This is a genomic window from Spirillospora sp. NPDC048823 (assembly GCF_043198445.1).
In the GTDB taxonomy this organism is placed as follows: domain Bacteria; phylum Actinomycetota; class Actinomycetes; order Streptosporangiales; family Streptosporangiaceae; genus Spirillospora.
The window spans coordinates 198,038-224,882 of record NZ_JBICUT010000006.1 but is presented as its reverse complement, the minus strand read 5'-3'; the positions used below and the strand labels follow the sequence as shown (position 1 = coordinate 224,882).

Genomic DNA, 26,845 nt, shown 5'->3' with positions numbered 1-26,845 from the left:
TCAGCGGCCCTTCAGTTCCCGGACGAGCCTGGTCGCCGAGGTGCGGTCGGGCGGGCCGGTCACGACGACCTTCCCATCCAGGATCGCCATGTCGACGCGGGGAAGCGTGACGATGCGGTTCTTCACGACGAAGGCCAGGTCGCGGCCGACCGTCGCCCGCGTCAGTTCGGCGAACGCGTCCCGGTCGACCGGCCGCAGTGTGACCGCCACGTCATAGCCGCCCGGCTTCACCCGCGACTTCTGGACGCGCAGGTCGGCGACCTTGTGGATGGCGATCCCCTGGGCCATCCGGTAGCAGGCCGGGCCCGACCCGGTCTGTCCCGTGATGCCCTGCGTTCCCGTCGGGCACTGCCCGGGCGTCGTCTGCGTGACGGGATAGATGTGCAGGGGCGAGGCGAGCGTCACCGGCTGCGTCCGCATGGACGACGCGATCATCGCGCCGGTCACCGCCACCGCGGCGATCAGCAGCCCCAGTGTGAGCACCATGACCAGCATCGACGAACGGTGCTGGTCGGCGGCCCTGCCCGCGGGACTCACGTCCCGGTACGGCACGCCCCGCCGCCGCGCGGCGCGGCTCCGCTTCACCTCCGCCGCCATGCGCTGCCGCTCGGCCGCCCGCGCCCGCCGGCGTTGCGCGGCCTCCGAGCCCGCGACCGCCGGCAGCACCGCCGTGGTCGCCTCGGGCCCGCGCGACGTCCCGTCCCGGAAGCCCTCCTGCCCGAGCGCCTTCGCCGGATCGGCGCCGCGTTCCCCGTCCGGGTCCGGCTCCCCCTCCTCGGCGGCCGGAGGCGGCTGTTCGGAGAGGGGCGGTTCGAGGGTGGGCGGGGGCCGTTTCAGCCCGGTATCGGGGGTGGACGGGGACGCCGGAGGCTCTGGGGTCTGCGGGGCCTCGGAGGCGCCGGACGGGTCGCGGGGTGAGTCGGTGCGCGCGGGGTCCTCATCCTGCCGACGACTCTTGCTGCGGCGCGAAATGACCCGCATCGTCACCCTCCCGGCTCCATGATCTACTCAGCAGTCTTTCAGCATGAGACGCGGTACCGCACCGTGTCCCGGCCGAATTCGGCCTAGGGATCTCCCCGGGTGCTCACCATGTGATGAACCGTGCCCCGTTCCCCGGGTTTCAAAGTTCGCCGGGTTTCGATGCGCGAAAAAGCCCGGCCCCGGACGAACCGGGACCGGGCCTGCGGGGACGTGCGTCAGTCGATGCGCCAGGTGTCGCCGCTGCCGAGCAGCGCCGCCAGATCCCCCTTGCCCTGGGATTCGACGGCCTCGTCGAGCTGGGCCCGCATCAGCTCGTCGTAGGACGGCCGGTCGACGTCGCGGAAGATGCCGATCGGGGTGTGCTCGAACGCCGGCTGGTCCAGCCGCGACAGCGCGAACGCCTGTGACGGGTCCGGGTGGTGCGCGTCGTGCACGGCGATCTCCGAAACGCCCACGTCCGCGACGTTCACGACCTCGAACGACCCGGCCGCGTTGCGGCGCAGACCCTTGGAGCGGTCCGCGCCGAACACGATCGGCTCTCCGTGCTCCAGCCGGACGGTGACGTCGTCGCGGACCGACGCGTCCTTCAGCGGCTCGAACGCGTTGTCGTTGAAGATGTTGCAGTTCTGGTAGATCTCGACGAGCGCGGTGCCGCGGTGCTGCGCCGCCGCCCGCAGCACCGACTGCAGGTGCTTGCGGTCGGAGTCGATCGTCCGGGCGACGAACGTCCCCTCCGCGCCGATCGCCAGCGACAGCGGGTTGAACGGCGCGTCCAGCGACCCCATCGGCGTCGACTTGGTGATCTTGCCGAGTTCGGACGTCGGCGAGTACTGGCCCTTGGTCAGCCCGTAGATCCGGTTGTTGAACAGCAGGATCTTCAGGTTGACGTTGCGGCGCAGCGCGTGGATCAGGTGGTTGCCGCCGATGGACAGCGCGTCGCCGTCCCCGGTCACCACCCACACCGACAGGTCCGGGCGGGACGTGGCGAGGCCCGTCGCGATCGCCGGCGCACGACCGTGGATCGAGTGGAACCCGTAGGTGTTCAAGTAGTACGGGAACCGCGACGAGCACCCGATGCCGGAGATGAACGTGATGTTCTCCCGGCGCAGCCCGAGCTCCGGCAGGAAGGACTGGACGGCCGCGAGGATCGCGTAGTCACCGCACCCGGGGCACCAGCGCACCTCCTGGTCGGTCTTGAAGTCCTTCATCGTCTGCTTCTCGTCCGTCTTCGGGACGAGGGAGAGCAGCGACCGGCCGTTCCCGTTGGACGCGCCGCCGTTGCCGTTCACGGCGCCGTTCCCGTTGGCGCCGTTCCCGACGGCTCCGTTGTCACTCACTGTCGATCACATCCTGGATGACGCCCTGGAGCTCCTCGGCCTTGAAGGGCAGACCGCGGACCTGGTTGTAGCCGATCACGTCGATGAGCAGCCGGCCGCGCAGCAGCAGCGCGAGCTGGCCGAGGTTGATCTCCGGGACGATGACCTTGTCGTAGGAGCGCAGGACCTCCGGCAGGTTCGCCGGGAACGGGTTGAGATGCCGCAGATGCGCCTGCGCGATCTGCTTGCCCTCCGCGCGGACGAGGCGGACGGCGGCGGAGATCGCGCCGTAGGTGCCGCCCCAGCCCAGCACGAGCACCCGGGCGCTGCCGGACGGGTCGTCCACCGCCAGCGGCTCGATGTCGTTCGCGATCCCGTCGACCTTGGCCTGCCGGAGCCGGGTCATCTTGTCGTGGTTGGCCGGGTCGTAGGAGATGTTGCCGGAGCCGTCGGCCTTCTCCAGACCGCCGATCCGGTGCTCCAGACCCGGCGTCCCCGGGACCGCCCACGGGCGGGCGAGGGTGTCCGCGTCACGTGCGAACGGCTGGAAGTCGTCCTGCGACGGGGCCGCGAAGTTCGGTTCGATCACCGGCAGCGCCGACACGTCCGGCAGCCGCCACGGTTCGGAGCCGTTGGCGAGGTAGCCGTCCGACAGCAGGATCACCGGCGTGCGGTACTTCACCGCGATCCGGGCCGCCTCGATCGCCGCGTCGAAGCAGTCCGACGGGGACTGCGGCGCGACGATCGGGACGGGCGCCTCGCCGTTGCGGCCGTGCATGGCCTGCAGCAGGTCGGCCTGCTCGGTCTTGGTCGGCAGGCCGGTCGAGGGACCGGCCCGCTGCACGTCGATGACCAGCAGCGGAAGCTCGGTCGCGACACCCAGCCCGATCGTCTCGCTCTTCAGCGCGATGCCCGGACCGGACGTCGTGGTGACGCCGAGGGATCCGCCGAACGAGGCGCCGAGCGCCGCGCCGACCGCGGCGATCTCGTCCTCGGCCTGGAACGTGCGGACGCCGAACTTCTTGTGCTTGGAGATCTCGTGCAGGATGTCGGACGCCGGGGTGATCGGGTACGAGCCGAGGAAGATCGGCAGCCCGCTCTGCACGCCCGCGGCGACCAGCCCGTAGGCCAGCGCGAGGTTCCCGGTGATGTTGCGGTAGAGGCCCGGCTCGTGCTCGGCCGGCTTGATCTCGTACTGCGTCGAGAACGCCTCGGTCGTCTCGCCGTAGCTCCAGCCCGCCTGGAACGCCGCGATGTTCGCCTTCATGATCTCGGGCTTGGAGGCGAACTTGCGTTCCAGGAAGGAGACCGTCCCCTCGGTGGGACGGTGGTACAGCCACGACAGGAGCCCGAGCGCGAACATGTTCTTCGCGCGTTCGGCGTCCTTCTTGGAGATGTCGAAGTCGGCGAGCGCCGTCACCGTCATCGAGGTGAGCTGCAGCGCGTGCACCCGGAACTCGGCGAGCGAGTCGTCCTCGACGGGGTTCGTCTCGTAGCCGACCTTGGCGAGGTTGCGCTTGGAGAACTCGTCGGTGTTGACGATGAGGTCCGCCCCGCGGGGGAGATCCCCGAGGTTGGCCTTGAGGGCGGCGGGATTCATCGCGACCAGGACGTTGGGCGCGTCGCCCGGGGTGAGGATGTCGTGGTCGGCGAAGTGCAACTGGAAACTGGACACGCCGGGGAGGGTCCCGGCGGGGGCGCGGATTTCGGCCGGGAAGTTCGGCAGCGTCGACAAGTCGTTGCCGAACGCCGCCGTCTCCTGGGTGAAGCGGTCGCCGGTCAACTGCATGCCGTCGCCGGAGTCGCCGGCGAAACGGATGATGACGCGGTCGAGCTGCTGGACCTGTTTGGTCACAGAGGAAGACCTCCTCGACGCGCAGCACCCGTCCTGGGGGAGGCACCCAGGATCGTGATGCTACTTAGGCTTACCTTCATGGTATGTCCGGGGTGGGATGGTGTTCTCGGGGACGGGTCGAGACCGACCGGAACGCGGGCAGGGAACACCCGGCGCCGTCCGGTCTTCGGTGGCCGCAGGTCATGGGAGGCATGGACCGCGGCCGCCACTCCGCCCGTCATGTGACGTCCCGCTTCCAGGGAGGTCGCGAACCCCGTAACACAAGACGTATCACCTCGGTGCGGAGTTCACGCGGCTCTCCCGGATTCGGGCAGGTCCTATCCGGGGGTACGACCTGGACGGGTTCCCGAGTTCATCCCGAACACAGGCTGCTGCGCTGCCGGCACAGGTCGACGTGCAACCGCCTGACCAGCCGCGCGGGATTCGTCGAGGAGCCGCGGCTCCCCACCGGCGTGGAGTTCACAGCTCGAAGTGTAGACATCCCGAATAGCGTTCGGGGCCACCGCCCCTCGTCATGCGTGTCAGGGCCGCTCCGGCGACTGCGAAGTGGCGACCTCCGGCTGTCCCGACCGGTGAACCGACGGTTCCCCCGATTCGGACGGCCCCGGTGTGGACGGCCCCGGCGTCGACGGTGCCCGTTTCACCACGGCCTTGCGCTCCCGGTCGACCCGGGCGAGCAGCTTGCCGATGTCGTCGGCGTCCACCGCCTCCCCGACCACGTGCGCCGTCGCCTCGTACGGATAGGAGCCGGGGTTGTCGAGGGCGTTGCGCATCCAGCTGCGCCACCGCTTGCTCGTGACGGTGCAGCGCAGCACCAGCGCACGATCGGCCGGCACCGCATCCGACGCCGTGCACGAGCCGAGCGGCTCGCCCCGGGAGGTGATCGAGGCCCGCAGCGCCGCACGCGCGCCGTCCGGCACCCCGTCCGCCGGGGAGGTCAGCGTCGCGGGCACGCTCACGGTGCAGCCCGTGGTGTTCTTGTCGCAGTTGCTGAACGTCAGCGTCCCGGGCCGGAAACCCAGCCCCGGGTCGGCGGCGCCGCCGAGCTTGGCGACCCGGGGCCGCAGCTCCTTGAAGAGCGCAACCGGCGCCGCGACCGGCGTGGCCGTGAACCGCGGCGCGTTCTGCCCGGTGCCGCGCACCGACAGCAGCCGGTGCGGAGCCGCGGCCGCCACCAGATACACCGCCTTCGGCGTCTCGACCTTGAACGCGGGGACGCCGTTCACCTTCTCCTCGGGCGGTTCCGCCGGGGCCTCGGCGAGCATCCGTGCGATGGACTCCGGGCCGAGGACGTCCGGCACGTCGAAGCCGGGCATGGACGCGGGCGCCTTGGACCAGTGGCCCGCGTAGTACTCCAGGTGCGTGATCTCCCCGGCGTGGTCGCGCCAGAACTCCGGCCCCGCCTTGAGATAGGTGTCACCGCCGACCGCGATGACGTCCGCCTTCAGCAGGCCCGCCGTCAGCGTGCCGGTCGCCAGACCCGACGGGGTGACCCGCAGATGCGCCTGGACGGGCGTGCCGCCGACGGTCATGGTCCCGTCGTACCGCAGTCCCGTCCCCGACGTGAGCTGCCGCCCGGCCTCGATCGTCCACGCCGGCGGTGCGGCGGCCGCGGTCGGCTTGGTCCGCTTCTTGGGCGTCTCACTGTCACCGGTGAACGCGACGGCCGCCATGGCGCCCACGGCCACCACGACCGCCGCGGCCCCACCCGCGACCAGGGCCAGCCGCCACTTACCCGGCGCTCCCTGCCGCCCGCCCCTCCCCGGAGCCACGACCCCGCCCGGAGCCGCAGGACCGCCCGACGGCACGGACCCGCCCACGGCCGGGCGGCCACCCGGAGCCGCGGGCCCGCCCGGTGCGGAGAAACCACCGGGAGCCGCGGGGCCGTTCTGGGGGAACGGGTCGGCGGGAGGGCGCGGGAGTGGCGAACCGATGGGTGGAGCGGTCCCGCCCGCGACCCGGACGTCCGGCCGGACCGGCCTGGCGGGGGCGGGCGTGCCGTCCGGAAGGGCAGGCGCCGCCGGGTCTTGCGGCGGGGGTTGGGAGGAGGCCGTCGGTGACGGCTCGTCCTGTTCAGCGCTCACTCGGGGCTCACTCTGCTCACTTCGGGGGCCGGGTTCGGCCCGACCGTCAGGGACAAAGCAAGGGAACTGTGATGCCCTCCAGGGGATGCCGACGGGGCTGCAGACCATGCGGGGGGTGGCCGCCGGGCCCTGAGGGGCGTCCCCACAGAGCATAAAGGTGCCCGGCGGCGCTTCCCCCATGTTCGGGGGAGCGCCGCCGGGCACCCGGTGGCGGCCGGATCAGCGCGCGGGGCGCCTCACCTGCGGCCTCACTCGCTTTCGAGCCCGTTCTGCAGCGCCTGGACCTCTTCTTCCGTGGCGCCGATCACCTTGTAGTCGGCGTGCTTGTAGAACGTGCCGCCGGTGTCGTCGGCCCATCGCGTCCACGCGCTGCTGGTGACCCGGCAGCTCGCCCACTGCGGGGTCGAGCCGGTGATCGTGATGGTGGCCGTGCAGTTGCCGAGGTCCTTGCCGCTCAGCGAGCCGGCGGTGAGCCGGAACCGCACGTCGATCGTGACGGGCTTCTCCACGTCGTACGGCGGGCGGATCTTGGCCTCGACCGTGCAGCCGGAGTCGCTGTTGCAGCCGCCCTTCTTCCACTCGCTGACCCGCGGCTGGGCGGAGGCGTTGAAGGACTCCTTCAGCTCGCCCATGCTCGTGCGCATGTCCGAGATGATGGACGACGACGAGCTCTGCGGCTTGACGTTCACGCGGACGCGCGGGGTGGTCGACTCGTAGCGCAGCAGTTCCGCGTCGTCCTCGTCGGTGATGTAGATCGTGGAGGAGAAGGTGCTGAACTTCAGTGCCTTCTTGCCCTGCCAGGTGGTCTCGAGGGGCTTGACGCTCGACGTGCGCGCCGAGCGCACCTTGCTCGCCAGCGCCGACGGGGTCAGGTACCGCTTGAAGTCGATGTTGAGCTCGTCGTGGTCAAGCCGGCCCCACTGCTCGCCGCTCTTGAGGAAGAACGGGTCGTCGCCCGAGATCTCCCGCTCCCAGTAGGACTTGTCGGCCTTCACGAACAGCTTGCCGTCGGCCGAGAGCATGGTGACCCGGGAGCCGTTCCAGGTGACGGGCCCGGTCGCGCGCCCGCCCTTCGTGACGTTCAGCTCACCCTGCAGAGACCCGGCGCCGCCGAAGGTGCCGTCCAGCTCGACCGCGTCCGACGAGGAAAGGTCGGCGGCCGCGGCCGTCAGCTTCTCGTCCGGCGACTTGCCGCCGCCGACGGTCACCACGAAGACGACCACGCCGATGATCAGCAGGACGACGAGGCCGCCGCCGAGAATCGCCGCGATCACCGCGCCGCCGCCGCCGCGCTTCGGCGGGGGCATGCCGGGACCCATGGGGGCGCCGGGCGGCGGCGGGAAGAAGGGGGGAGGCGTTCCGGGGCCGCCGAAACCGCCGGGCGGGGGCGGCCCGGGGGGCCCTGGCATGCCGGGGCCGGGCCCAGGCCCGCCCGGGCCTGCGGGCGGCGGCGGAGGCGGCCAGGACGCGCCGCCCGGGGATTCCCAGCCCGGAGGAGGCGGGGGGTTGCTCATCTGGTCACGTCCTTCCAGGTCAAACTGACCTCAATGCCAAGCCTAGTGTGCAGTAAAACCATGACATTGTGAGCCTCCGGGGTGGAGGTACAAGGTCACAGTTCTCCGGGTCCCTGGTAGGGGGATACTGGATGAGACGCGCGCGAGGAGGATTTGGTGCATAACTATTTCGACACATACGTCGTCGTGGTCGTACTGCTCCTCGTGGGTGCCGGGATCGTCGGCGGTGGGCTCGCCGCCAACCGGATGCTTCGTCCGAACCGCCCCACCGCAGAGAAACTGACCACCTACGAGTGCGGCGTCGACCCCGTCGGTGAGGGCTGGGCGCACTCGCACGTGCGCTACTACGTCTTCGCCTACCTCTATGTCGTGTTCGCCGTGGACGCCGTATTCCTGTTCCCCTGGGCAACGATCTTCTCCGCCCCCGGTTATGGTGCCACGACGCTCGGCGAGATGTTCGTCTTCCTGGCGTTCCTCGCGACCGGGCTCGCGTACGCGGGCAAGAAGGGCGTCCTGTCCTGGGTCTGACCGTCCCGGGTCCGGGGGCGGAACCGGGCCCGATCGCGCGGCCGGGCCCCTGGCCAGATCCCGCGGGGCTGTAACAATGCTCCCGTGGGCACTATCGATCTACCGCCGCCGAGCGTCGGGCCGCTGTCGCGGCTCGCTCCCAAGCCGATCAAGTTCGTGCTCAACTGGGGCCGCCGCTACTCGCTGTGGGTCTTCAACTTCGGCCTGGCCTGCTGCGCCATCGAGTTCATCGCGACGTCGATGGCCCGGCACGACTTCATGCGGCTCGGCGTCATCCCGTTCGCGCCCGGCCCCCGGCAGGCCGACCTCATGGTCGTCTCGGGCACGGTCAGCGACAAGATGGCGCCCGCGGTGCGCCGCCTGTACGAGCAGATGCCCGAGCCGAAGTACGTCATCTCGTTCGGTGCCTGCTCCAACTGCGGCGGGCCGTACTGGGACTCCTACTGCGTGACGAAGGGCGTCGACCAGATCATCCCGGTGGACGTCTACGTCCCCGGCTGCCCGCCCCGTCCCGAGGCGCTGCTGCACGGCATCGTCCACCTGCAGGAGAAGATCGCCGCCGAGTCGCTCGGTGAGCGCTACAGCGGCGCGGAGCCGCTGACGCCGCCGCCCCCGCCGCGCCCGCTGACGGCGACGGTCCTGCGCCGCCCCCTCCAGCCGCCGCCCCCGCTGGACGAGGACGAGATGCTCGACGACTGGATGGACCCGGCGGACGAGGACGGCCGTCCCGAGGAGGACGCCGCGGCCGCCGGGACGGTTCACGAGGCGGGGCCGGAGGACGAGACGCGTCCCGTCCCGGTGGTCGGGGAGCCGCCCGTCGTCCATGCGGCCGACGATGTGACGCTGCCGGTCCCGGCCGTCGAGGACGAGGAGCCCACGCGCCCCGTCCCGACGGCCGGCGACGACGACGCCACGCGCCCCGCGCCGGCCGTCGGCGACGAGCTCGCACACGAGGACCCCGCGCCCGAGGACCCCGCACCGTCCCGCGGGCGTCGGCGAGGCGACCACGATCCGTCGATCATCCCGGGTCTGACCGACGACGGGCACGACGACGAGATCGGACGCGACCGGTGAGCGGTGAACCGGCGGGCGGCCGGGAACTGGCGGACGCCTGGACGGCCCGCTACGGCGACGAGATCAGCACCGAGGAGACGTTCGGCGGCCTCGCCGTCGGAGTGCCGCCGGAGCACTGGGTGGACGCGCTGACGTTCGCGCGCGACGAGCTGTCCTGCGGGTACTTCGACTGGCTGACCGGCGTGGACGAACTGGACGAGGGCTTCGCCGTCGTCGTCCACGTGTACTCCCTGGAACGCCGCCACCACCTGCTGGTCCGCACCCGCGTCCCGAGGCGGGCCCCCGTCCTGGCGACGGCCACGGGCGTGTACCGGGGAGCCGAGTGGCACGAGCGGGAAACGTCGGAGATGTTCGGCATCCTCTTCGAGGGCCACCCGAACCTGGTTCCGCTGCTGCTGCCGGACGGGTTCGAGGGGCATCCGCTCCGCAAGGACTTCGTGCTCGCCTCCCGCGTCGCGAAGCCCTGGCCGGGCGCCAAGGAACCGGGCGAGTCGGGCCACGGCGCGCCCAGCCGCCGCCGCGTCCGCCCGCCCGGGGTACCGGACGAGGGCGCTTGGGCGGCCGCGGCGGAGCGCCGGGGGAGCGAGGAGCGCCCAAGCGGCCCCTCACGGGGGCCTGGGCGGCGCCCCCCGGAAGGGCGGGGCCCCGATGCTTGAGATCGTCGTCAAGCTGGCGCTGGTCGCCGCCGCGTTCGCGCTGCTCCCGCTGCTGGTGGGCCAGGCCGAGCACAAGGTGATGGCGCACATGCAGGGCCGTCTCGGACCCATGTACGCGGGCGCCTTCCACGGTTGGGCGCAGCTCGTCGCGGACGGCGTGAAGTTCGCGCAGAAGGAGGACGTGGTCCCGCGCGACGCCGACCGGTGGGTGTTCAAGCTCGCCCCCGGCGTGGCGCTCGTCCCGTACCTGCTGGTCCTGCTGGTGATCCCGGTCGGGCCGGACGGGCAGGTCGCGCTCGACCTCGGGCCCGGGATCTTCTTCGCGCTCGCGGTGATGGGCGTCGGAGTGATCGGCGCGATCATGGCGGGCTGGGCGAGCGCGAACAAGTACTCGCTGCTCGGCGGGATGCGGGTCGCCGCGCAGCTGATGTCCTACGAGCTGCCGATGGTGTTCGCGGCGTCGTCGGTGGCGATGGCGGCGGGAACGCTGTCGCTGACGGGCATCGCGGAGGAGTGGCGCTGGTGGTGGCTGCCCTGGCAGGCGGTCGGCGGCGTGGTGTTCTTCGTCGCGGGACTCGCCGAACTGCGCCGTCCGCCCTTCGACATGCCGGTCGCCGACTCCGAGATCATCTTCGGCCCGTACACGGAGTACGGCGGGCTGCGGTTCGCGCTGTTCCTCCTGGCCGAGTACGCCGGGATCGTGGTGCTGTGCGCGCTGACGACCGTGCTGTTCCTGGGCGGCTGGAAGGGCCCGTTCCTCGACACGGAGCTGGGCTGGCTCTGGACGCTGCTCAAGGTGGGCGCACTGGCGTTCTGCGTCATCTGGCTGCGGGTCAGCTACCCGCGGATGCGCGAGGACCAGCTGCAGAAGCTCGCCTGGGCCTGGCTCGTCCCGCTGTCGCTGGCGCAGCTCGCGCTGACGGGCGTCCTCAAGGTCGCGCTGTAGGACGGCGTCAGGTCAGGAAGATCGTGTATTCGGCCATCTGCGGGAGGGCGTCCGGCGGGATGTCGGCGTCCACCGCCATCTCCTCGGCGGACATGAAGCCGCCCTGCTCGCCGCGGCGGCTGACGACGCGCTCCACCATCGCGGGCGTCATGCCGGGCAGTGCGGCGAGGATCTCCGGCGACGCGTGGTTGACGTCCACGAGACCGCCGTCGTCATAGGTGCGGGGCACGTCGGGACGGCCGATGCGCAACTCGCGGGCGAGCGCCGGGTCCTCGGCGGCGAGCGTGCGGGCCTCCTCGCGCAGCGTCCGCCGGTACTTGGCGACCTCGATGGCGTACTGGTTGCGGCGGTTGCGCGGGACCTCGCGGGGGAACACGGACGACCGGACGGCGAACGCGTGCCCGGTGCCCGCGATCCACAGCAAGATCGCCATGAACGTGCCGAGAACGGCGAAGACCGGGTTGCCGACCTGCAGCATGGACACGACGGCGGCGGTGCCAGCGCCGTATCCGGCGGCGGTGGCGCCGAGGCCCCATGACCCGCGCCGGATGGCCGCGTAGAGGAACGAGAACGGCGTCCCGTAGCCGAGGGTGACGAACGGCACGACCGCCCACAGGACGCCGCGTGTTGTCTCCGCCACAGGGAGGGGCGGCGGCGGGACGGGCGGCGGCGGGGCGGGGACGGGCGGAACCGGGGGACCGGGGTACGCGGGGCGCCAGCCGGGCGGCCCGTACGTCCGCGGTGAGGGCGTGTGGGGGCCGGGCGCCTGGACACCGGGCGGGTAGGCGCCGGGCCCGTTCCCGCCGGACGTGCCGCCGCCCGCCGGGTGGCCGGTCTGGGGGCCCTGATGGCGGCCGGGCTCGGAACCGTAAGGGCGATCACCGTGATGATTCACATGCCCTCCTTGCCGGCGAACGTGCCGTCGACCATGCCGCCGACCTCGCGGTCCACACCCTGTAGGACGGATACGGAGCCCGCTGCGTTCCCCCGGCGGCGTTCGTACGCAATCATGGGGCGCGTGGGACGGCTACCAGGAGGCGGGCTGGCCAAGGGGCTGGCGGTCACGTTGCGAACGATGACGCGGCGTTCCATAACGCGTCAATACCCCGAAGTGCAACCTGACCTGCCCCCGCGCAGCAGGGGCGTCATCGCGCTCTTCGAGGAGAACTGCACGGTCTGCATGCTGTGCGCCCGTGAATGCCCCGACTGGTGCATCTACATCGACTCGCACAAGGAGACCCTCCCTGCCGAGGGCGGCGGACGCCCCCGGACCCGCAACGTCCTCGACCGGTTCGCCATCGATTTCGCGCTGTGCATGTACTGCGGCATCTGCATCGAGGTCTGCCCGTTCGACGCGCTGTTCTGGACGCCCGAGTTCGAGTACGCCGAGTACGACATCGCGGAACTGACGCACGAAAAGGAGCGGCTCCGGGAGTGGATGTGGACGGTTCCGCCGCCGCAGGCCCACGACCCGTCCGCGGAGCCGCCGAAGGAAGTGGGCGCGGCGGAGAAGGCGGCGGAGCGGGCGGCCCGCACCTCGCGCACACCGCCGGGGCCGGGCGCATGAGCGGCCAGGAGATCGTGTTCACGCTGCTCGGCGTCGTCGCCGTCGGGTCCGCGGTCCTGGTGGTGACGACGCGGCGGCTCGTCCACGCGGCGCTGTGGCTGGTGGTGTCGTTCGGTGCGCTCGCCGGCGGCTACCTGGTCCTCACCGCGGAGTTCGTCGCCTGGGTGCAGGTGCTGATCTACGTCGGCGCGATCGTCGTGCTGCTGCTGTTCGGGATCATGCTGACCCGGGCGCCGATCGGGGAGTCCGCCGACCTGGACTCCGGCAACCGGTGGGCCGCGGCGGCCGTCGCCGTCGCCACCGCGGCCGTCCTCGTGACGGTGATGGTCATGGGGTTCGGCGACGAGCGCATGCCGCTGCGCGAGGGCGGCGGATCGGCGGAGGCGCTCGGCGCGAGCGTGTTCCAGACGTGGGTGCTGCCGTTCGAGATCCTGTCGGTGCTGCTGCTGGCGTCCCTGGTCGGCGCGATCGTCCTGTCGCGTTCGGACATCCGCGTACGTCCTGAGCCCGGGGCGCGGGACCGGGACGGGGCGGACCAGGCGGACGCCAAGGAGGACGGGATCTGATGCATCTCGCCTACCCGACGATCGTCGCCGCGCTGCTGTTCTCCGTCGGCGTGTACGGGGTGCTGGCCCGCCGCAACGCGATCCTCGTCCTGATGTCGGTCGAGCTGATGCTGAACGCGGTGAACCTGAACCTCGTCACGTTCGACGTCTGGTACCGGGACCGCCTGCACGGCGGGCAGGTCCTCACGCTGTTCACCATCGTGATCGCGGCGGCGGAGATCGGGCTGGGCCTGGCGATCGTCCTGCTGGTGTTCCGGAACCGGCAGAGCGTCGACGTCGACCGGCTCCGCGCCCTGTCGGAGCGCGAAACGAGCCCGGCCGAACCTGGCGCCGCGCCTGAGGAAGCCGCGCCCGGCAAGGCGGAGCGGGCCGGGGCGGTCGAGGAGGCCGCCCCGTGATCTGGCTCGCCTCGCTGGTGGCGCTGCTGCCGTTCCTCGCCGCGTTCGCCGGGATGCTGTTCGGCCCGTCCCTGACGCGCCTGCTCGGCGCACGCCCCGGCTCCCGGCCGGCGCCGCTCCGCAACGGGCCCGCGCTCATCGCGTGCGCGCCGATCGCGGTGTCGTTCGTCCTCTCGGCGATCGTCGCGTTCGCCGTGTGGCGCGACCCCGGCGAGCGGACGGGCATGCGCACGCTGATCGACACCGGTTCGGTGCCGATCCGGGTCGGGCTGCAGGTGGACGGGCTGTCCGCCGTCATCGCGCTCATGGTCTGCTGCGTGGCGCTCGCCGTCCAGGTGTACTCGATCGCCTACATGGACGGCGCCCATGGCGACGGGGACCGCCGGTACTCCTCCTACGCCGCGTTCATCTCCCTCTTCACGGCCGCGATGCTGCTGGTCGTCTACGCCGGCGACCTTCTCGTCCTGTACGCGGGCTGGGAGGTCATGGGCATCTGCTCGTACTTCCTGATCGGCCACCACTGGGAGGACCGGGCGAACTCGCGGGCGGCGGTCAAGGCGTTCCTCGTCACGCGGCTCGGCGACGTCGGCTTCCTGATCGGCGTGATCGTCCTCGGCGCCGGCGCCGGGACGTTCGACATCTCCGCGATCGTCGCGTCCGCGCCGGATCTGCCCGGCGCGACCGTCACGGCGGCGGCGCTGCTGCTGCTCGCCGGCGTCGCCGGCAAGAGCGCGCAGTTCCCGCTGCACACCTGGCTGCCGGACGCGATGGCGGGCCCCACGCCGATCAGCGCGCTGATCCACGCGGCCACGATGGTCGCGGCGGGCGTGTACGTCGTCGCCCGCCTGTACGGGGTGTTCGTCGCGGCCCCGAGCGCGCTCGCCGTCCTCGGCGTCATCGCGGTCGTCTCCATGATCGGCTCCGCGTGCGCGGCGCTCGCCCAGGACGACCTGAAACGCGTGCTCGCATACTCGACGATCAGCCAGCTCGCCGTGATGGCCGCCGGGCTCGCGGTCGGCGCGAAGTCCGCGGCGGTCTTCCACCTGCTCACGCACGGCGCGTTCAAGGCGCTGCTGTTCCTCGCCGCCGGATGCGTCATCGTGACGGCGGGGTCGACCATGCTGGCGCACTACGGCGGGCTCCGGCGCGGCATGCCGATCACGTTCCTGTCGATGACGGCCGGTCTGGCGGCGCTCGCGGGCGTCCCGCCGTTCAGCGGCTGGTTCAGCAAGGACTCCATCATCGAAGCCGCCCAGCATTCGGCGCTGCACGGCGGCGAGTCGGCCCCCTTCCCCGCGCCGAGCGCCGCCCACACCGTCGACGTGCCCATCGGCATCGCGTGGCTGGTCTATCTCGGGCTGCTGGTCACGGTCGCGCTGACGGCGGCCTATGCGATGCGCACGTGGTTGATGACCTTCTTCGGCGAGCCGCGCGGCACCTACGAGATCCGGGACCCGTCGCGTCTCATGTCGTGGACGGTCGCGTCCCTGGCCGTGCCAGCCGCGATCCTCGGCTTCTTCGGGCTCGGCGCCTCCGAACTGCGTCCGCACCCGGGCGCGTCGCTGCTGGGCGTCTTGCTGCTGGTGGTCGGGGCGGGGGTGGCCTTCCTGGTGTGGAACCGTGACCCGGCACTGGATCCTGCGCGCGCGCTCGGCCCGGCACGTCGCGTGTTCGCGCGCGCCTTCTTCGTGGACGAGCTGTACGCGATCGCCGTCGTCCGGCCCGTCAAGGCGCTGGCGCGTCACGTCGTCGCGTTCGACAAGGCGGGCGTGGACGCCGCCGTCATCGGGACCGGACGCGGTGCGCGGCGCCTCGCCGGGATCCTCCGCGTCCCGCAGAACGGCAACGCGCAGTCGTACCTGACCGGCCTCCTCGCCGGCGTCGTCGTCATCGTGGCCGGGGTGGTGATCTTCCTTTGATCTTCGTGCTGATGATGGCGATCCCGCTGCTCGGGGCGCTGACGATGCTCGTCCCGGCGAACCGGTTCCTGCGCACCGACCTCGCAGTCCGCGCCTTCGGGACCGCGGTGTCCGGCGCGACGCTGCTCGTGGCGATCTCCGCGATGACCGCCTTCGACTTCGGCGCCACGTCCCGGATGCAGCTCGAAACCGACCGGGAATGGGCGTCCGCGATCGGGCTGCGGTTCCACCTCGGCGTCGACGGGATCTCGCTGCCGCTGGTCGTGCTGACCGCGCTGCTGACGTTCCTGTGCTTCCTCTACACGCTGCGGCACCCGCCGGAAGGCGGCCGGATCCGGCTGCTCACCGCGCTCCTGCTCGTCCTCGAAATCGGGATGCTCGGCACGTTCACCGCCCTCGACCTCGTGCTGTTCTTCGTGTTCTTCGAGACCGTCCTGATCCCCATGTACGTGGTGATCATGCTGTGGGGCGGGACGGGACGCCGCGCCGCCGCCTACAAGTTCATCCTCTACACGCTGCTCGGCTCCGGGCTCCTCCTCGCCGGGATGCTCCTCGTCGGCGCCACCGCGGGCACCCTCGACATGACCGAACTGGCCGCCCGGCACGGGTCCGGCCTGACGCGCGGCATCCAGATCACGGCGTTCGCCCTGATGGGCATCGGTTTCGCGGTGAAGGCACCGATGTGGCCGCTGCACACCTGGCTGCCCGACGCGCACACCGAGGCCCCGACCGTCGGATCCGTCCTGCTCGCCGGGGTGCTGCTGAAGATGGGCACCTACGGCCTCATCCGCGTGGCATTGCCGCTTGCCCCCGAAGGCGCGGAGTTCTGGGCGCCGTGGCTCGGCCTCCTCGCCGTCATCGGCATCATCTACGGCGCGCTCGCCTGCCTCGCCCAGCGCGACCTCAAACGGATGATCGCGTACTCGTCCGTCGGGCACATGGGCTTCGTGCTGCTCGGCATCGCGACCCTCACCCCCGTCGGCGTCAACGCCGCGCTGTTCGGCAACATCGCCCACGGCCTGATCACCAGCCTGCTGTTCTTCCTCGCCGGGGCGGTCAAGGAACGCTGGGGCACCACCGACATGGACGCCCTCGGCGGCGGGATGCTCGGCACGTCCCCCCGCCTCGCGTCGATCCTCACGTTCGCGTCCGTCGCCTCGCTCGGGCTGCCGGGGCTCGCCGGCTTCTGGGGCGAGATGCTCGCGCTGCTCGGCGCGTACCGGCCGCACGCCGGCCTGCCGCGCGAGACGTTCGTCACGTTCATGGCCGTCGCGGCGCTCGGCGCGGCGCTCACCGCCGCCTACTTCCTGCGCATGCTCTCGAAGATCACCCACGGCCCGGCCGACGGCGCCGCCGTGGCGCGCCGCCCTGCCGCGGCGGTCTCCCTGCAGGAGTACGCCGCGTGGGCGCCGCTGATCGCGCTCACGCTCCTGGTCGGCCTGTGGCCGAAGACCCTGCTGGACGTGACCACCGGACCCGTCCGCGCCCTGTTCGGAGGCGGCTGATGATCCAGAGCATCGACTACGCGGCGGTCGCACCGCCGCTGATCCTCGCCATCGCCGCGATCGGGCTGCTGCTCGCCGACGCCTTCGACGCGCCCCGCCGCCTCCTGGGGCTGCTCAGCGGCGGCTCCCTCGCCGCCGCGCTCATCGCCGTCATCGCGCTCGCCGCCGGCGACCGCCGCACCACGTTCTGCCTCCCGGACCGCCTGCGCGGCGACGGCCCCGCCTCCTGCTCCTACGTCGCCGACGACTTCACGCTCCTGTTCCAGGGGATCGTCCTCGGCGCCGCCGTGGTCGTCGTCCTGCTCTCCCTCCAGGAGATCACCGACTCCGAGATGCCCGCCGGCGAGTACCACTTCCTGCTGCTCGCCGCCGTCATCGGCGCCCTGACCCTCGTCGCCGCCCGCGACCTCGTCCTCCTCGTCGTCGCGCTGGAGACCCTCTCCCTGCCGGTGTTCGCGCTCACCGCCCTGCGCCGCTACGACGGGACGGCGTCCGAGGCAGCGCTGAAACTGTTCCTCGTCTCCGTCGTCTCCACCGCGCTCATGCTGTTCGGGGTCAGCCTCCTGTACGGCGCGACCGGCGCCATGCACCTCGACCGCATCGCCCCCGCCCTGTCGGACCTCCCCGCGGACCTCGACCCGGTCGCCGCCGCCGGGTCCGTCCTCGTCCTCGCCGGGTTCGCGTTCAAGGTCGCCGCCGTCCCGTTCCACTTCTGGGCACCGGACGTCTACCAGGGCTCCCCGCTGCCCGTCGCGGCGTTCCTGTCCGTCGTCTCCAAGGCCGCCGGGTTCGCCGGGCTGGTCATCGTCCTCGCCGTCGGGCTCCCCGCGTACGGGCACGTGTGGGGCCCGGTCATCGCCGTCCTGGCCGCGATCACGATGACGCTCGGCAACCTCGTCGCCCTCCGGCAGCGGACCGCGATCCGGTTGCTGGCCTGGTCGTCGGTCGCCCAGTCCGGGTACATGCTCGCGCCCCTCGCCGTCGGCGCGAACCGGCTCCCCGAAGCCGCCGCCGCGACCACCGCGTACGTCGCCCTCTACGCCGTCATGAACCTCGGCGCGTTCGCCGTCGTGATCGGCTTCCGCCGCCGCGCCCCCGGCCGGCTCAGCCCGTCCTGGGACACTCTCGACGACTACCGCGGCCTCGCCCGCCGCAGCCCGGCCGTCGCCACCGCCCTCGCCTTCTTCCTCATCTGCCTCGCCGGCCTGCCCCCGGGCGTCATGGGCCTGTTCGCCAAGGTCGTCGTGTTCCGCGCCACCGTCGCGGGCGGCGTCACCTGGCTCGCCGTCGTCATGGCGATCAACACGGTGATCGGCCTGTACTACTACCTCATGTGGGCGGCGCGGCTGTTCACGCCCGCACCCGGGCCGTCCTACGACGCCGCGCCCGGCCTGCCCGTCCGCGCCGCCATCACCGCCACCGCCGCCGGCGCCCTGGTGCTGTCGGCCGCCCCGCAGATCGTCCTGCAGACGGTGACTCAGGCCACCTGAGCGGGAACGTTCACCCAGGTCAAACCGTTGATGTTCATGCCGGAGTCGACGGGGAGGCAACGGAAGTGCAGTTCAACGGCGTCAAGACCGCAGCGCTGATCGCCACGCTGTCGGCATTGATGCTCGCCGCCGGTTACGTCATCGGCGGCGGCACCGGGCTGACGATCGCGCTTGTCATCGCGCTCGGCACCAACGGAGTCGCCTACGTGTTCAGCGACCGGATCGCGCTGCGCTCCATGCGCGCCCACCCGGTCAGCGAGGTCGAGGCACCCCGGCTCTACCGGCTCGTCCGCGAACTCGCGACCTCGGCGCACCAGCCCATGCCGCGCCTGTACGTCTCCGAAACGCGCCAGCCCAACGCGTTCGCCACCGGACGCAGCCCCCGCAACGCCGCCGTCTGCTGCACCCGCGGCATCCTGCAGATGCTGGACGAACGGGAACTACGCGCCGTCCTCGGCCACGAACTGTCCCACGTCTACAACCGCGACATTCTCATCTCGTCCGTCGCCGCCGCCATCGCCACCGTCATCACGTACCTGTCCTACCTGGCGATCTTCATCCCGGGCGGCCGCTCCGAGGACGACGACGGCCCCGGCCTCCTCGGCGCCCTCATGCTGCTCGTCCTCGGCCCCGTCGCCGCCGCCGTCGTGCAGATGGCGATCAGCCGCACCCGCGAGTACTCCGCCGACGCCGCCGGCGCCCTCCTCACCGGCGACCCGCTCGCCCTCGCCTCCGCCCTCCGCAAGATCGATGTCGGCACCCGCACGATGCCGCTGCCCCAGGACCCCGAACTCGCCACCACCAGCTCCCTGATGATCGCCAACCCGTTCGCCGGCGCCGGAATCGGCAGGCTGTTCTCCACCCACCCCCCGGTCGCCGACCGGATCGCCCGCCTGGAACGCATGGCCGGCCGCCGCTAGAGCACCGACCTGTCCACCCTCGCTCGCACCTTGGACGAATCCGACTGAACCATTCCGGAAGCCGCCGCGTCATAACACCGAACGCGCCGGCCCCTTCTGCGGGGGATGGGGCCGGCGCGCTCCCAACGTGACTACCGGTAGTTGACGAACTGCAGCGCCACATCAAGGTCCTTGCCCTTGAGCAGCGTGATCACGTCCTGGAGATCGTCCTTCTTCTTCGAGCTGACCCGCAGCTCGTCCCCCTGGATCTGGGCCTTGACACCCTTTGGCCCCTCATCCCGGATGATCTTTCCGATCTTCTTCGCGTCGTCTTGGGCGATGCCCTCCTTGAGGCCCACGCCCAGCTTGTGCACCTTCCCCGACAGCTTCGGCTCACCCGCGTCGATCGCCTTCAGCGAGATCCCCCGCTTCACGAGCTTGTCCTTCAGCACATCGAGTACCGCGTTCGCCCGCTCCTCCGTGTTCGCCTGGATCTCGATCGACTCACCCGACCACTTGATCCCCGCGTCCACGTTCCGGAAGTCGAACCGGTTGGCCACCTCCTTGGCGGCCTGGTTCAGCGCGTTGTCGACCTCTTGCCGGTCGAGCTTGCTGACGATGTCGAACGAGGAATCAGCCATGCCACACACATCCCCTCAGCAGCAGCTTCTTGATCAGAGAGCGTAGCGACTCCCCCGATCACGACCGTCCACCTCGATGTCACACCCACTCCCACGGTCCGCTATTCTTTCCAGTGCCGTCGCGCAAGCGACGCCACGGCGGGTTGCCCGAGTGGCCAATGGGAGCGGACTGTAAATCCGTCGGCTTAGCCTACCCAGGTTCGAATCCTGGACCCGCCACACCAGCTATAACAGCCCCTGACCAGGCATGACCCGGCCGGGGGCTGTTCTCGTTGTGTCCGGCTGTCTCTGATCGTTAACGGCGTCCTACGGGTGGCTGTGCCGAATACGTGCCGAAGTTCTAAGGCGTCTTCGGCCTGGTCGCTTCACTGATCCGGCGCTTAGCATCCTCCTCCTGACCGGCAACGCACTTGGCGTAGACGTGGAGGAGGGACGGCCACGCTGTGCCCCGCCCACTCGGCCACCTGGGCGGAGGTACGCCGGCGCCGAAGCAGGTCGACACGGCCGCGTGCCGGAGGTCGTACGGCGTCTTGCCGGCGGCGAGGCCGCTTCCCACTCGCTCAGCGCCTTCTCGCGGGCCTTGCCAGGCGCCGAGGTATGTCCGGTCGGTCATGATCCCGCCGCGCGGCCCGACGAACAGCCGGCCCCCGGCCGGAATGCCGAACTCCTTGATGTGGTGGCGCAGCAGCGTGACGAGTTCCGGATGGATCGGCACGGGCTGGGTCTCGCCGGGCGCCCGATGCTTGGGAGGCTGCCTGTCGCGCGCTTTGCCGCCGTCCGTCCACCGGGAGCCGCTAACCGAAGTCTTCAGCGTGGGAGACGTTGATACATCGGGAGCATCGTTTCGAGTCGAGCCGCGAGTTGCGGGCGGCCGAGGTCTCGGTAGGCGCGGGCCCAGAGGGGGTGCAGGTAGGCGAACCGGTCGTGGTCGTCATGGAACGCGTCGGTGAGCTCTAGCAGGGCGGTTGCCGGGAATCCCGCGTCCAGCAGTCGGTCGGCGTGGGCGAGGATCTCTTCCAGCCCCCCGCCGGAGTACACGTAGCTGCGGTCGGTGAACGCGTCGGCGGGGGCCAGCACGCCGACTCCGGACCCGTTCACGTCGGGCTCGTGTTTCCACCCGGCCGGGACCTCGAATTCAAGGGGCACGACCGCGTCGGAACCGTCTGGGTTGATGCCGTGTTCCGGGGCGGGTTGGATGTCGAGTTCGACGGCGAGGCGGGCGATGAGGGAGCGGTCGTCGTCTCGGAGGTTCTGTTTGCGGAGGCCGAGCGAGAGCATCCACTCCAGACCGGCGCGGGTGTCCCTGCCGATGATGCGCGCGCCGGGCTCCTGGCCGAAGAGGGCGACGGGATGATCGGTCCCGTGCAGTTCCGGGGCGGGCACGACCCATCCGACGCAGGTGCCGGTGCCCAGGTGGCCGAACTGCATCAACTCGGGTGTGGCCCACAAGGGCACATGCGGCACGTGGTCCTGTCGCACTTCCGCGGTTTTCCAGCCGTCGGGTGCGCCGGGAGCGGCTTCCAGGTCGAACATGAAGTCGTAGTGGGTTATCAGGAGGCCCTCGTCGTACATGTCTTCGTCGATGAAGGCGTGCTCCCAGGCGATGTCGACCAGCTTGGCGAGCGCGGGCGGCGTGGGAAACGGGAACAGGTCGTCAACCCAGGGCGGGGGCACAGTCACAACCATGGAGTTTCCCGCGACCCGGTTACCGCCGCAAGCGGTTCGGGCAACGCCCACCATGCAGCCCCTGCCCAGCTCAGCAGTCCGTGCTGTACAGCAGAGAAGTACAGCAACAGCAGCGCACAGAGGCTTGCGCGATCTGCCAGCGCCACACGTCACGACCTCGGCAGGGCGTCAAAAGTCCATGATCGCCGATGGTTCGCATCGAGGTGGTACGGCGTTCTGGCGAAGTCGGCTGGGCGAGCGCGAAGCGGGAACCTCCCCGCATGCGCACGGAACCGTTGGGCGGTTCGGCAGGCCCAGGAGCGGCGTCCCGGACGTCGACCGGCGGGCTCACGAAGTTGTGCCGTAAGGGGCCGACCGAGCGAATCAGGCATGGGGGAGCGTCACGGCCTTCCGCCCGCGTGCAAAAATCTGTCGATCTTGAATCCAGCCCCCGGAGTTCTCGTGCGTCCACATTCTGTCGCAGCCTTGACCGTGCTGGCTCTCACTCTGGCCGCGTGCCAGGGCGAGGCGAAGCCCCAGGCCGTCCCCTCGTCCTCGGCTCCGCCCGCTTCGTCCGCCCCGACGGCTCCCGCCACCGCGTCCTCTGCTCCGCCCGCCCCGACGGCCACCGCGCCGTCCGTCTCCGCCGATTCACCGAAGCCTGCACGGACCAGGCCGAAGACGGTCGGACCGCGAACGCATTGCGGAGAGGTCAAGGCGGCCAACGGTGAGCTTCTCGCGGCCGGTGTTCTCAGTGGCCGGACGACGTGCGCGACGGTGCTGACCGTCTTCCGCGCCTACTTCGCGCCGGGCACGGCCAAGCAGGGCTCCGCGGGTGTGGCCACCGTCAGCGGCTGGCGCTGTGCCAGCAACAGCGCCGCACAGTCCAGCGCCAGCGGCCGTGCCTCCACCTGCCGCAAGGGCTCCACAACGATCACGGCCGACGTGATCCCCTGATCTGACGTCTCACCAGGGGAGAGGCAGAAATGGCATGTGGCCGGTGCAATACGCAACTTTCGCATCGTCGAACCGGCCTTCGGAATACATGAGCCGGACCCGTGGACTACGCGAATATCACGATCATGACGGATGACGACGTGCCCGACCACCAGGTTCTCTACGTCGACCCGGACTGGCTGGATGATCCCGATGCCTACGAGGGTCCTGAGGTCGACACCGATGACCAGCCCGACTTCCCCTCGGGCATTCACGCGGTCGCCGCCTCGACCGACATGAGGGTGATCGTCTGGCGGACCGACGACATGGCCGAGGTTTGGTCCGCCGGATCCGACGCCGCCTGGGGGAACCCACCGGAACCGCGCCGATCGGAGGATGGCCGCCCCAGCGGCCTGTTCACCTCGGTCACGTTCAGCGGCGACGGCCGCCGGGTCGCCGCGGTGGGCGGTAGCCCCTGGGTACCCGAGCCCGTGGAAGCCCCCGCCGAACGTCTTGTCGTGGCCGAGGCCGCAACGGGTGAGATCGTGTTCGCGGCGACCATCCCGATCAGGGGCGCTGCCCTGCTGGATCACGCCGGGACGACCGTGACCCACCTCGGCGCGAATGACGACATCCTCGTCCGCGACCTCCCCTCGGGCATGGAGAGTGCGGAACTGCTCGCGGCGGCATTCACACCCGACGGTCGCGCGCTGGTCACCGCGGATTCCGAGACGAGGGTCGTCGCCTGGGTCCTCGACGGCCGCGCTGAGCGGTGACCCGCACCCCTTCCGCTCTTGAAACGGCCCCTGAAGGAGTTTGAATCCGTCAGGGGCCGGTTCAGGAGGGGTGTCAGCCCCTGCGGGCGGGGAGGATGCGCTTCACGGCCAGGCCGGCGGAGACCAGGGTGAACAGGGCCAGGCCGATCCAGACGGCCTGGAGCACGAGCCACGGCGAGGCCGCGGCCGCACCGCCGAAGCCCGCGGCGACGCCGCCGATGGGAGGGGTGTTGTAGACGACCTACCATTTCCTTTCTTTGCGCCAGGCCGCCTGCCAGAAGGCGCGGGCGAGAGCAGTTGCCGTCCCCAGTAGGGGCGGGTGATCGGCGTCCAGCCGTAGTCCAGGAGGTTCTCCAGAGCGCCGCGCTTCCAGCGCAGCCGCTGCTGGGACAGCTCTCAGCCTGTCCGAACCTGGACGCGCAGGCGTCGTGCGCACCCATAGAGACGCGTCCCGTCATGCGACGGGGAAGGCCGGGATCGACGTGCTCAGGGGGAGCGGCGCAGGACGATGAGGGCGACGTCGTCCTCGCGGTGGCCGAACTCGGAGATGAGGCGGTCGCTGAACGTCTCCAGGTCGTCGTCGACGGGGACGGCGATGGCGCGCAGCCGTTCCAGATTGTCGGACAGGGGGATGCCGCGGTCCTCGATCAGCCCATCGGTGATCAGCACCACCGTGCCGCCCGGCGGAACCTCGGTCTCCTCGATCGCCACCCGGTCGGCGGGGAAGCCGAGCAGCACCCCGCCGCCCGCGCCGTAGTGGGCCCGACCGTCGTTGATGAACAGCGGCGCGAGGTGACCTGAGCTGGCGACCTGCACGGCCCCGGTGCGCGGGTCCAGGGTCATCAGGCACATCGTGGCGGTCTGGTCGTCGTGGTAGCGCAGCATGACGCCGTTCAGGAGCCGGAGGATCGTGACGGCGTCGTGGCCTTCGCCGGCGAAGGCGCGCAGCGCGTGCCGGATCTCCGCCATCACCGTGGCCGCGTACAGCGAATGTCCCTGCACGTCGCCGATGGCGACCAGTACGTGGTCGCCGCGGTCGAGGACCTCGTAGAAGTCGCCGCCCACCTCGGCCTGCTCGCTGGCGGGCTCGTAGCGGACCGAGAACGTCCAGCCGGGAATGGACGGGTGCACCGACGGGAGCAGGCTGCGCTGCAGCGTCAGCGAGATCAGGCGCTGCTCGGTGATGGATCGCAGCGCACCCATCGCCAGCGCGAGCGCCTGCCCGAGCTGGCGCAGCACGATGAGGTCCACGTCGTCCGGCTCGCCGCGGGCCTCGATGCCGATGCAGACCGGCGGGGCGGCGCGTTTGGAACGCGACATCACGACGGCGACGTCACCGTGGGCGACCGCGTCGGGCAGCACGGACTTCCACCGCCCCGCCGTCACGAGGGCGAGACCGGTTCCGGACTCGTCGCCGAGTTGCACCAGGTCGGGCAGCTGGTCGAACACCCCGGCCGGGGTCGGGCGCTGCTCGGTACGGCCGTCCAGGTTGACCGCCCGCCGGGGACGGCCGTCCGGGGGCAGAACGAGAACGGACGCGGGCTCCCCGAAGATCTCGAAGGCGCCGCGCGCGGCGACCATCGTGAGCTCCTCGAAGGTGTCGGCGGCGTTGATGGCGAGGGACGTGCGGGTGAACGCGGCCATCCGCTCGGCCATCCGCTCGGCCCGTATCCGCGCCCGGGAGTAGCGCAGGACCGACTCGACCGTCGCGAGGAACTCCTCCGGGTCGATCGGGTCGGTCAGGTAGGCGTCGGCGCCGTGCCGCAGCCCGCGCGTGCGGTCGATGGACTTCACGGCCCAGGCCGAGATCTGGATGACGGGCAGGGACGAGGTCTCCGGGTCCGCCTTGAGCTGCGCGCTCACCTCGATGCCGCTCACGTCCGGCAGCTTGACGTCCAGAACGATCAGGTTCACGTCGTGTTCGGCGAGCCGCTCCCAGGCCTCCGCGGCGGTGGTGGCGTCCACGACGGTGTGCCCCGCACGCCGCAGCCAGCTGCCGATGATGTACCGCTTGGTGTCGTTGTCGTCGACGACCAGCGTGGTGCAAGGCTCCACGTCCGTCATCGGTCCTCCCCTGCCTGCGGTTCCCTTTCCTGCTCGGCGCCGCGGCCGCCCGGCCCGGGCCCGGAGGGCGGGGCATCGCCGCGTCCGCCATCGGCCTCGCCGTCGTGGCCGGGTTCCGCCGGGAGGCGTTCCAGCGGCAGCCGCAGCGTGGCCGTCGTGCCTTCGCCGACGATGCTGTCCAGGGTGAGCTCACCGCCGAGCAGCCGCGCGAGGCGCCGGGAGTAGGGGAGGCCGAGCCCCGTCCCCTCTGTCCTGTACCCGGGCACCTGGTAGAACTCCTCGAAGACCCGTTCCAGTTCGGCGGTCGGGATGCCCCTGCCGGTGTCGGTCACGACGAACTCCACATGGTGCGGCGTGGACCGGACGGTCAGCCGCACCTCGCCCGCCTCGGTGAACTTCAACCCGTTCCCCACCAGGTTGCGCAGCAGCCGTGTCAGCAACACCTCGTCGGTGACCAGGACGGGCGGGGCGCCGGCCGTGTCCACGGTCAGCGTCGGGCCGGCCCGTTCCGCCATGGGCGCCATGAGCGCGGACAGCTGGTCCACCAGTGCGCGCGTGTTCACCGTGGACGGCTGCGGCTCCAGGTGGCCCCGCTCGGCCTTGGCCATGTCCAGCAGCTCGTTCACCATGTCGAGCAGGGTCTTGGCGGTGTCGTCGATCAGTGAGATCTGGCGCCGCTGCTCTTCGCTGAGGGGCTCCGCGGCCGGATCGAGCAGCAGCCGGGCGAGGCCGATGATCGAGTTGACGGGGGTGCGCAGCTCGTGGCTGATGGACGCCCAGAACCGGTTCTTGGTCTCGCCGGCCTCGCGGAGCTGGTCGCTCTTCTCATCCAGATCCGCGTACAGCGCCACGACTCCGCGGTTGGTCTTGTCCAGCTCCTCGGAAAGCTCCGCGTAGAGCGCCATCACACCGTGGTTGGTCTCCTCCAGCTCGGCGTTGAGGTACCGGAGCTCCTCGCGTTGCCGCCGGGCTTCCTCAAGCGCCTCGATCAGCCCGGCGTTCTGCGTGTGCAGCTCCTCCAGCGCCGTGACGGGTTGCAGCCGCCAGAGCCGGGTCCGCAGCTCCTCCAGTTCGGCGCCGGTGATGTCGGCGAAGGTCGCCGGCAGGCTCTTGCGGGCCCGGACGTGGAAGAGGTCTCCTCCGCCGTCCTCCTCGACCAGATCCATGAGACGGGCGGCGGCGGAGACGCCTTCCCCGCCGATGTCCGTGCCGGGGGGCGGCGGCGCGAAGCCGAACTCGATCACAAGGTCGGGGTTCCCGTCCCGGTCCAGCAGGAACGCGGCCGAGACCGTGCCGAAACGGGTGAACAGCTCCCGGGCGAGTTCGCTGAGCGCGGTGGCGACCCTGACCTGGTCGTGGGCGGCGAGGTGCAGCGCCGCCGCGACCTGGCGGCCGGCCTGCCGGACGGCGAAGACGCCCGCCACGTCGGCGATCTCGATGTGCACCAGGGCGTCGCGCACGGGGC

22 protein-coding genes, 1 tRNA gene and 2 pseudogenes are annotated in these 26,845 nt (G+C 71.0%); 14 read left to right on the top strand and 11 right to left on the bottom strand.

Annotation, left to right across the window (positions count from 1 at the left end; translation table 11 throughout):
- The 5 genes from ACGFK0_RS16760 to ACGFK0_RS16740 all read right to left on the bottom strand — a co-directional run bounded on the left by ACGFK0_RS16760 (position 1) and on the right by ACGFK0_RS16740 (position 7,543).
- Entirely contained in the window at positions 1-981 is a 981-nt protein-coding gene (locus ACGFK0_RS16760; RefSeq protein ID WP_392905642.1) for a hypothetical protein, read from the bottom strand.
- A gap of 215 nt (positions 982-1,196) precedes the next feature.
- Positions 1,197-2,270 (bottom strand): 2-oxoacid:ferredoxin oxidoreductase subunit beta, encoded by a 1,074-nt coding sequence (locus tag ACGFK0_RS16755; RefSeq protein ID WP_392905980.1) that lies wholly within the window; start codon positions 2,268-2,270, stop codon positions 1,197-1,199.
- A gap of 40 nt (positions 2,271-2,310) precedes the next feature.
- The gene (locus tag ACGFK0_RS16750; protein ID WP_392905640.1) at positions 2,311-4,152 is read right to left on the bottom strand and encodes a 2-oxoacid:acceptor oxidoreductase subunit alpha; all 1,842 of its coding nucleotides are present in this window, start codon (positions 4,150-4,152) and stop codon (positions 2,311-2,313) included.
- Between the two features lie 521 nt (positions 4,153-4,673).
- Positions 4,674-5,924: a hypothetical protein gene (locus tag ACGFK0_RS16745; RefSeq protein WP_392905637.1), complete on the bottom strand. Its 1,251-nt coding sequence runs from the start codon at positions 5,922-5,924 to the stop codon at positions 4,674-4,676.
- A gap of 560 nt (positions 5,925-6,484) precedes the next feature.
- Positions 6,485-7,543, bottom strand: coding sequence for a hypothetical protein (locus tag ACGFK0_RS16740; RefSeq protein WP_392905635.1), 1,059 nt, complete (start codon positions 7,541-7,543; stop codon positions 6,485-6,487).
- 363 nt (positions 7,544-7,906) lie between these two features.
- On the opposite strand from ACGFK0_RS16740, the gene ACGFK0_RS16735 reads away from it, so the two are divergent.
- The 4 genes and pseudogenes from ACGFK0_RS16735 to ACGFK0_RS16720 all read left to right on the top strand — a co-directional run bounded on the left by ACGFK0_RS16735 (position 7,907) and on the right by ACGFK0_RS16720 (position 10,954).
- Positions 7,907-8,278, top strand: coding sequence for an NADH-quinone oxidoreductase subunit A (locus ACGFK0_RS16735; protein WP_392905632.1), 372 nt, complete (start codon positions 7,907-7,909; stop codon positions 8,276-8,278).
- Positions 8,279-8,401: 123 nt separating this feature from the next.
- Positions 8,402-8,833, top strand: a pseudogene (locus tag ACGFK0_RS16730) (NADH-quinone oxidoreductase subunit B); the annotation flags it as partial.
- 515 nt (positions 8,834-9,348) lie between these two features.
- A complete protein-coding gene (locus ACGFK0_RS16725; protein ID WP_392905630.1) occupies positions 9,349-10,008 on the top strand; it encodes an NADH-quinone oxidoreductase subunit C in 660 nt (219 codons plus the stop codon).
- Positions 10,001-10,954: an NADH-quinone oxidoreductase subunit H gene (locus ACGFK0_RS16720; protein ID WP_392905628.1), complete on the top strand. Its 954-nt coding sequence runs from the start codon at positions 10,001-10,003 to the stop codon at positions 10,952-10,954. Before ACGFK0_RS16725 ends, ACGFK0_RS16720 begins: the two co-directional genes overlap by 8 nt.
- A gap of 7 nt (positions 10,955-10,961) precedes the next feature.
- Here ACGFK0_RS16720 and ACGFK0_RS16715 read toward each other — a convergent pair whose 3' ends face one another.
- Positions 10,962-11,849: a ComEA family DNA-binding protein gene (locus tag ACGFK0_RS16715; RefSeq protein ID WP_392905626.1), complete on the bottom strand. Its 888-nt coding sequence runs from the start codon at positions 11,847-11,849 to the stop codon at positions 10,962-10,964.
- Positions 11,850-12,065: 216 nt separating this feature from the next.
- Between ACGFK0_RS16715 and ACGFK0_RS16710 the strand changes: the two genes are divergently transcribed.
- The 7 genes and pseudogenes from ACGFK0_RS16710 (at position 12,066) to htpX (ending at position 19,319) form a co-directional block, all read left to right on the top strand.
- Positions 12,066-12,521 (top strand): 4Fe-4S binding protein, encoded by a 456-nt coding sequence (locus tag ACGFK0_RS16710; RefSeq protein ID WP_392905624.1) that lies wholly within the window; start codon positions 12,066-12,068, stop codon positions 12,519-12,521.
- The gene (locus ACGFK0_RS16705) at positions 12,518-13,087 is read left to right on the top strand and encodes an NADH-quinone oxidoreductase subunit J (RefSeq protein WP_392905621.1); all 570 of its coding nucleotides are present in this window, start codon (positions 12,518-12,520) and stop codon (positions 13,085-13,087) included. Before ACGFK0_RS16710 ends, ACGFK0_RS16705 begins: the two co-directional genes overlap by 4 nt.
- Positions 13,087-13,383: pseudogene (nuoK, locus tag ACGFK0_RS16700) on the top strand (NADH-quinone oxidoreductase subunit NuoK); the annotation flags it as partial. The gene ACGFK0_RS16705 and the pseudogene nuoK, both read left to right, overlap by 1 nt.
- 98 nt (positions 13,384-13,481) lie before the next feature.
- Positions 13,482-15,404 (top strand): NADH-quinone oxidoreductase subunit L, encoded by a 1,923-nt coding sequence (locus ACGFK0_RS16695; RefSeq protein WP_392905618.1) that lies wholly within the window; start codon positions 13,482-13,484, stop codon positions 15,402-15,404.
- A 5-nt stretch (positions 15,405-15,409) separates the two neighbouring features.
- Complete coding sequence (locus tag ACGFK0_RS16690) at positions 15,410-16,909, top strand: NuoM family protein (protein WP_392905978.1); 1,500 nt, start codon at positions 15,410-15,412, stop codon at positions 16,907-16,909.
- Entirely contained in the window at positions 16,909-18,399 is a 1,491-nt protein-coding gene (locus tag ACGFK0_RS16685) for an NADH-quinone oxidoreductase subunit N (protein ID WP_392905616.1), read from the top strand. The genes ACGFK0_RS16690 and ACGFK0_RS16685 overlap by 1 nt, the downstream gene beginning before the upstream one ends.
- A gap of 65 nt (positions 18,400-18,464) precedes the next feature.
- On the top strand, positions 18,465-19,319 hold the full coding sequence (gene htpX / locus ACGFK0_RS16680) for a zinc metalloprotease HtpX (RefSeq protein ID WP_392905613.1): 855 nt from the start codon (positions 18,465-18,467) through the stop codon (positions 19,317-19,319).
- Positions 19,320-19,450: 131 nt separating this feature from the next.
- Here htpX and ACGFK0_RS16675 read toward each other — a convergent pair whose 3' ends face one another.
- A complete protein-coding gene (locus ACGFK0_RS16675) occupies positions 19,451-19,939 on the bottom strand; it encodes a YajQ family cyclic di-GMP-binding protein (RefSeq protein WP_392905610.1) in 489 nt (162 codons plus the stop codon).
- A gap of 137 nt (positions 19,940-20,076) precedes the next feature.
- Here ACGFK0_RS16675 and ACGFK0_RS16670 point away from each other — a divergent pair.
- Positions 20,077-20,158, top strand: a tRNA-Tyr gene (locus ACGFK0_RS16670).
- A gap of 121 nt (positions 20,159-20,279) precedes the next feature.
- Here ACGFK0_RS16670 and ACGFK0_RS16665 read toward each other — a convergent pair.
- Together ACGFK0_RS16665 and ACGFK0_RS16660 are read right to left on the bottom strand one after the other, a co-directional pair.
- Positions 20,280-20,654 (bottom strand): hypothetical protein, encoded by a 375-nt coding sequence (locus tag ACGFK0_RS16665; RefSeq protein ID WP_392905607.1) that lies wholly within the window; start codon positions 20,652-20,654, stop codon positions 20,280-20,282.
- Positions 20,655-20,746: 92 nt separating this feature from the next.
- Complete coding sequence (locus ACGFK0_RS16660; protein WP_392905604.1) at positions 20,747-21,619, bottom strand: hypothetical protein; 873 nt, start codon at positions 21,617-21,619, stop codon at positions 20,747-20,749.
- Between the two features lie 471 nt (positions 21,620-22,090).
- Between ACGFK0_RS16660 and ACGFK0_RS16655 the strand changes: the two genes are divergently transcribed.
- Both ACGFK0_RS16655 and ACGFK0_RS16650 read left to right on the top strand, forming a co-directional pair.
- Positions 22,091-22,561, top strand: a complete 471-nt coding sequence (locus tag ACGFK0_RS16655) for a hypothetical protein (RefSeq protein ID WP_392905602.1) — start codon at positions 22,091-22,093, stop codon at positions 22,559-22,561.
- 125 nt (positions 22,562-22,686) lie between these two features.
- Positions 22,687-23,316 carry a hypothetical protein gene (locus tag ACGFK0_RS16650; RefSeq protein ID WP_392905598.1) on the top strand — a complete coding sequence of 210 codons (630 nt, stop codon included), beginning with the start codon at positions 22,687-22,689 and terminating at the stop codon, positions 23,314-23,316.
- 486 nt (positions 23,317-23,802) lie between these two features.
- On the opposite strand, the gene ACGFK0_RS16645 is transcribed toward ACGFK0_RS16650, so the two are convergent.
- Positions 23,803-25,380 (bottom strand): SpoIIE family protein phosphatase, encoded by a 1,578-nt coding sequence (locus ACGFK0_RS16645; RefSeq protein ID WP_392905597.1) that lies wholly within the window; start codon positions 25,378-25,380, stop codon positions 23,803-23,805.
- Complete coding sequence (locus ACGFK0_RS16640; RefSeq protein ID WP_392905595.1) at positions 25,377-26,840, bottom strand: sensor histidine kinase; 1,464 nt, start codon at positions 26,838-26,840, stop codon at positions 25,377-25,379. Before ACGFK0_RS16640 ends, ACGFK0_RS16645 begins: the two co-directional genes overlap by 4 nt.
- Positions 26,841-26,845 lie beyond the last annotated feature (5 nt).